Here is a 5,935-nt window from a genome sequence, read left to right on the forward strand (position 1 = left end):
TCAATACTATGTGTCTTGAACCGCCTGGGTAATGAGTTGCGTTTTGTGCTGATTACCTCCACGGCTACCGTTAAGCCGCTGGCTGATGCGGGTGATGCTGCCACTACAGAGCTGGCAGGGCTTAAAGTGCTGGTTGAGAAGTCCGGACACAGTAAGTGCGAGCGTTGCTGGCATCGTCGTGAAGATGTCGGCACCATTGCCGAACATCCGGATCTTTGCGGCCGCTGTGTCGAAAACATAGAAGGCAGTGGCGAACAGCGGCAGTTTGCCTGATCTTAACGGTTGACATAAAAAATACCCGGTCAGTACCGGGTATTTTTTTGGACAGTAGTCTATTTTTAGATGTTATTTAACGCCTGTGTAACTGGTTAAACTCTGATGGGTTTCGGTAAATCACACTATCCCTTGGCGGTTCAAGACACATAGTATTGATAAGACTCACTGAATGATACGGATTTTTTTACAGGAACCGGCCATGCAGAGTAATACTTCAGGAAAGCTTCAATGGCTCTGGCTCAGTGCCATCGTGTTTGGCCTTGACCAACTGGTAAAATGGTGGGTTATCCAGGAATTTTCCCTCTACCAGCAATTACAGATATTGCCATTTTTTTCCCTTACCCTTGCCTACAATACCGGGGCGGCATTCAGCTTTCTGGGGGATGCATCCGGCTGGCAGCGCTGGTTTCTCAGTGGTGTAGCCATTGTCGTCAGTATTATGCTGGTAGGGTGGTTGAAGCAGCTTCGCTCCGGTGAAAACTGGCAGGCCTGTTCTCTGTCATTGATACTGGGCGGTGCGTTGGGGAATTTGATTGACCGGTTGTTGCACGGTCAGGTCACTGACTTTCTGTTGTTTTACTACAAAAACTGGTATTTTCCTGCGTTCAACCTGGCGGATATGGCCATCACTATGGGTGCTGCCATGTTGATTCTGGATATGTTCCGGAACAATCCTTCGGCACGATAAATAGAAGAGCGGGAGCTAATTACGGTGTCAGCAATCATTGAGAGAGGCAGTAAGGTCACTCTGCATTTTTCCCTGAAGCTGGATGATGGGAGTGTGGTGGACAGTACGCCTTCGGAGAAACCTGCATCTCTGATCATCGGCGATGGTAATCTCCCGGAAGGTTTTGAAGAAACGCTGTATGGCCTGGCTTCTGGTGAAGACCGGGTTTCCCGGATTCCTCCGGAAAAGGCGTTTGGGATGCCCAACCCCAATAATGTGCACCGAGTCCCCAGGGGCAGCTTTGCCAGTGGGGTTGAGCTGGAAGAAGGGCTGGTGATCTCCTTTGCTGATGCCGCCAACAGCGAGCTTCCCGGCGTGGTCCGAAATTTTGATGATGAAATGGTTGAAGTTGACTTCAATCACCCTCTGGCAGGCCGACACCTGACCTTTGAGGTTCAGATTCTGGATGTACAGATACCCTGAGCGATAACCAGAGTCATAAATAAATAGCAGTGACAGAAAAGATTGGTGATTCCCCTATGAAAATCAAACTGGCTAATCCCCGTGGCTTTTGTGCAGGTGTGGACCGTGCCATTGAGATCGTCAATCGGGCGCTGGATGTTTTTGGTCCTCCTATTTATGTCCGTCATGAGGTCGTTCACAACAAGTTTGTGGTAGAAAACCTCAAAGCCCGTGGGGCAATTTTTGTCGATGAGCTGGATCAGGTACCGGATGACGTCATCGTTATTTTCAGTGCTCATGGTGTTTCCAAAGCGGTGGAGGATGAGGCGGAACGTCGGGGCCTGAAAGTGTTTGATGCCTCCTGCCCGCTGGTTAAAAAAGTTCATATGGAAGTGGTGCGCTATTCCCGGGATGGCATGGAGTGTGTACTGATTGGTCACCACGGGCATCCTGAAGTGGAAGGCACCATGGGGCAGTACGACTCGCGAAACGATGGTGCTATGTACTTGGTCGAGAATGAAGACGATGTCCGTGCCCTTGAGGTAGCAGACCCTTCCAGACTGGCCTATGTCACCCAGACAACCCTCTCCATGGATGATACCGCCAGGGTGATTGAAGCTCTGCGCATCAAGTTCCCTGAGATACAGGGACCCAGGAAAGACGATATTTGCTATGCCACGCAGAACCGGCAGGATGCGGTGAAAATTCTGGCCGGGCAATGTGACCTGGTGCTGGTGGTCGGTTCAGTTAACAGCTCAAACTCCAACCGCCTGCGGGAACTGGCCCAGCGCTCGGGTGCTGAAGCTTATCTGGTGGATAATGCCGACGATGTCAAACCGGGATGGCTGGTGGACAAAGCAAACATCGGTATCACTGCTGGCGCTTCGGCACCGGATATTCTGGTTCAGGGGGTTATCGAACGGCTGAAAGAACTTGGCGCAGAATTACCCGAAGAGCTGGATGGCAAAGAAGAGAATATTGTCTTTACCATGCCTAAAGAGCTGCGTTTGAAGGCGGTTTCTGACTAGCCTTTTTCTTTAACCGCATTTGCATTTTTTCCAAGAAACCAGAACAACAAGCTCGGCAAAACCAGTGCCAGCCCAGTGAGGCTGTATACAGGATGCATGTATATATGGTGTATGACACAAAAAGTGACAGAGGCAATAAAAATCGCTGGGGCATAGGGCCAGAATAGAACTTTAATATGCCTATCCTTCAGTTTCAGCCTGACCAGGCCAATGACGGTTAATACACAACAGATGCCCAGTAGATAACCAATACTGGTAAGCATAAACTCAAAAGAGACACACCAGAGAATCAATAGGGCAACGATCCCCTGAAATACTATCGAATTGTGGAAGCTACCACTTTTCGTTTGCAGGAATTTCGGCAAAAAACCATCATCAGCCATTTTGGCATAAACACGTGGACCCATCATGATTAATGCGGAAAGTGAACTGAGCAAGGCAAGGTTGACAATGAACGCGGCAATCATCACTGCCCAGGGACTGGAGGAGTGTTCAGCAATCAGCAGCAGATAATCTACCTGCCCCAGAGTGTCGTAAACATGCTCCTGTCCGAGAATGGCATAATTTAATATCAGATAAATGAGTAAAACCAGACAGGAACCCGTCATTGTCACTTTCATCAGGTTTTGTTGGGATTCTTTTAGCTCGCTGGCAATGTAAATTACAGAGTTCCAGCCTGAATAGGCAAAGAATGCCCAGATAAAACCGGTTGAGAGACCGTCAATATGCCAATCGACAGGGGACGGCAATGAGCTGATGTTCAGTTGCTCCATGACTATCTGATCCGAAATCAGATAAATGAAGGCACAGATCAGAGCCAGCTTGGATGATATGATCAGATTTTGAATCATGAGCCCTTGATATCTGCCAAAGCTGTGCATGATAACAATAAGAATAACAAAGGCAGTGCCAATAGCTCTGGAGTCAGCCAACCCTGAAAAAATAGACCAGTGACGTGTATACTCACCAAGTGCAAAAGCACAGACGGCGATTGGAGCGGAGAAGCCCACCAGTAGCGACACCCACCCTGCCAGGCAACCCAGCACAGGATGAAACATTCTGGAGATGAAAAGGTATTCACCTCCGGATTCCGGTATCTGCCTTGCCAGGGCTCCATAACAGGCCGCACCACAAAGCATGACCAGGCCGGCAATTAACCAGATCAACAATACCAGAACAGGGTGACCAACCTGACTTAACATCAGACCTGATATGGTGAACGTACCAGCCCCAATGACATTACCTATAATCAGCAGCACTGCACTGGTAAAACCCACTTTTTGATGAGAGTCAGTCACGTGCTCATAACCAGGTGTTTTTATCCTCTTGATTCGCTAGGGACTTTTTTGACCAACGGAAATAACTCTTGCATGGTCATACCAGTGAATATCCGGGTTCATCCATGCAGCCAGCAATAAAGGAAATAATGTGTCATGCTCCGGTATTTCCTTTAAGTACGGTTCGACCTGGCTGGAAGTGAGGTACATCAAACGACCGTAAGGATTATCACCACCCTGAACCCGTTTATACGATATCTTTGCATCTACATTAATCAGACCGGCCTCAGTCATCATATCTGCCAGCTGATATCCCTGATCAAAATCAATATGTTTTGACATTCTGTGATAGGCATCCAGCGCATAACCGGGAAGCTTCGTATCAATTTTGCCGAGCTGGCGGAACCGGTTTACATTTTCACCATCAACAAAATCCTCGATGACCAGATAACCACCGGGCTTCAATGAGCGGGCCAGTTTGGCGATGAGTGCATAATTGTCATTATGAGTCAGGTGCATGACCACAAGCCGGATAAAAATCAGGTCAAACTGGCTGACGCCGGGATCGTAACCGGTGATATCGTCATGAATAACTTCAATCTGAGGGGCAATTGCTGCCACTTCATCAAGAAAATGATCATCAATATCCAGTGCAATGACTTTTCCATTCTCTCCTGAATATTCAGCGAGGAATCGAGTCATTGACCCCAGACCCGGGCCTATCTCCAGGAAATGGCCGCCCATCTTCAGATAAGGTTTCAAACTGGCCTGCGACTGCGCATCAAGAATCTGTTGTAAGGCTTCCAGTCTTTGTCTACCCATATCCCACTTGTTGGAAAGCGAGTATTCCCCTTCCGGAACCATCGGCTTATCGACTGCTTGGGCATAAGGGTACATGGACAATAAAACCAGGAAAATAAAAGTAAGCCTTGTAAGGATGTCTCCAGTTATTCTCATAGTTAACACCTACAAACAAAGAGTTAGCCCAGTAGAATAGATGCCGGATACACTTTATCCACTTTTATTTCCAAAGCAGTCTTCTAATTCCGATCGGCATTCCCACGCAGAGCATGGGAACGAGGAAAGATTGACCAATGGTAAACAACAGCGATGAGCTGTATGGCACTGATCAATAGGCGATCTCCTGTTTTTGGCACGTTGTTATTTTATGGGGGGCCTTTAACCATTGGTCAAAGGAAAAAGCCATTAATAGGATAAACGTAACCACTTTACATCTGCAGGCTTAATAATTGAGTGACAGGTACGGCTTTTTAGCACCTGACAGCTTGCTCACTGATCCAGTGTGAGTGATAACTTTTGGTGATTGGGTACCGCAAAGCATTGGGTAAGACTGAGTGCCAGGGATTCGGCAATGAAGTACAAGGTTGGGCACTGTTTTTCAGCACATCATACTACCGGCTCTCATACAACCTATGAGGGCAAACACTGTTTTTGGTCTGGTCAACCTACCTATCGCAGGTTTAGCCCTTCGAACGTCATGGGTGTTTCTCTGGTTGAGTTGCTGGTTTCCCTGGCCGTTGCGGCTATTTTGATCTCGGCGTCTGTCCCCGGCATGAAAACCCTTATCGTCAATAACCGGATTGAAAATGTGGCAGATGAACTGTACGGCAGTTTGATGCTGGCCAGGTCTGAGGCTGTCAAGCGACAACGGACCGTTTCATTGTGCAGCACCCTGGATGACCTGACCTGTGATGAAAGTAACTTCGGCTGGCATCATGGCTGGCTCATTTTTACGGATGAACGTAATGATGGCCTATTGAACGACAATGACCAGTTGCTTCGCCGTGTTACAGGGCAGTCAGAGCTTATCTCAATACTGTGGAATCGTGGTTACAGCCTTCGCTTCAATAGCCGTGGACAGACAAATCAAGCCGGTACTTTTCAGGTTTGTGACCAGGACAATAACAGCGATGCCAAAGCGATTATCATCAGCATGTCAGGACGTCTCCGGACGGAGGAGCGGGGTGCATGCAGTTGAAGGATGTTCATGGTGGTGACAAAAGCCCTGAGAAAAAAAACCGGGGCGTAGGGTTGATTGAAGTATTGATCAGCCTACTGGTGATTACCATTGGCATTCTTGGTATGGCAGGGGTGCATAGCAGTAGTCTGCAGTATAACCAGTCAGCCTATGTGCAATCACAGGCTACCTTTCTGGCCACGGATATGCTGGACCGTATTCAGGCCAACAGCACTCTGGCCAGAAG

Annotated in this window: 8 protein-coding genes; 6 read left to right on the forward strand and 2 right to left on the reverse strand. The window is 48.2% G+C overall.

Annotated features, from left to right (window positions below):
* From KDK13_RS16225 to ispH, 4 genes are all read left to right on the forward strand, one after another.
* A partial coding sequence (locus KDK13_RS16225; protein WP_257286025.1) for a zinc finger domain-containing protein occupies positions 1-273 on the forward strand: 273 nt, incomplete at its 5' end.
* Positions 274-475: 202 nt separating this feature from the next.
* Positions 476-964 carry a signal peptidase II gene (lspA, locus tag KDK13_RS16230; RefSeq protein WP_257286026.1) on the forward strand — a complete coding sequence of 163 codons (489 nt, stop codon included), beginning with the start codon at positions 476-478 and terminating at the stop codon, positions 962-964.
* A 24-nt stretch (positions 965-988) separates the two neighbouring features.
* The gene (locus KDK13_RS16235) at positions 989-1,426 is read left to right on the forward strand and encodes a peptidylprolyl isomerase (RefSeq protein ID WP_257286027.1); all 438 of its coding nucleotides are present in this window, start codon (positions 989-991) and stop codon (positions 1,424-1,426) included.
* Between the two features lie 56 nt (positions 1,427-1,482).
* Positions 1,483-2,433 carry a 4-hydroxy-3-methylbut-2-enyl diphosphate reductase gene (gene ispH, locus KDK13_RS16240; RefSeq protein WP_257286028.1) on the forward strand — a complete coding sequence of 317 codons (951 nt, stop codon included), beginning with the start codon at positions 1,483-1,485 and terminating at the stop codon, positions 2,431-2,433.
* On the opposite strand, the gene KDK13_RS16245 is transcribed toward ispH, so the two are convergent.
* Positions 2,430-3,731 (reverse strand): amino acid permease, encoded by a 1,302-nt coding sequence (locus KDK13_RS16245; protein ID WP_257286029.1) that lies wholly within the window; start codon positions 3,729-3,731, stop codon positions 2,430-2,432. The two genes, ispH and KDK13_RS16245, sit on opposite strands and share 4 nt — an antisense overlap.
* Positions 3,732-3,767: 36 nt before the next feature.
* On the reverse strand, positions 3,768-4,667 hold the full coding sequence (locus KDK13_RS16250; RefSeq protein ID WP_257286030.1) for a trans-aconitate 2-methyltransferase: 900 nt from the start codon (positions 4,665-4,667) through the stop codon (positions 3,768-3,770).
* Positions 4,668-5,082: 415 nt separating this feature from the next.
* On the opposite strand from KDK13_RS16250, the gene KDK13_RS16255 reads away from it, so the two are divergent.
* Positions 5,083-5,709, forward strand: coding sequence for a GspH/FimT family pseudopilin (locus KDK13_RS16255; protein WP_257286031.1), 627 nt, complete (start codon positions 5,083-5,085; stop codon positions 5,707-5,709).
* On the forward strand, positions 5,700-5,935 hold a 236-nt coding region (gene pilV, locus KDK13_RS16260), incomplete at its 3' end, for a type IV pilus modification protein PilV (protein ID WP_257286032.1). The genes KDK13_RS16255 and pilV, both read left to right, overlap by 10 nt.

Source organism: Endozoicomonas sp. SESOKO1 (assembly GCF_024606265.1).
GTDB lineage: Bacteria > Pseudomonadota > Gammaproteobacteria > Pseudomonadales > Endozoicomonadaceae > Endozoicomonas.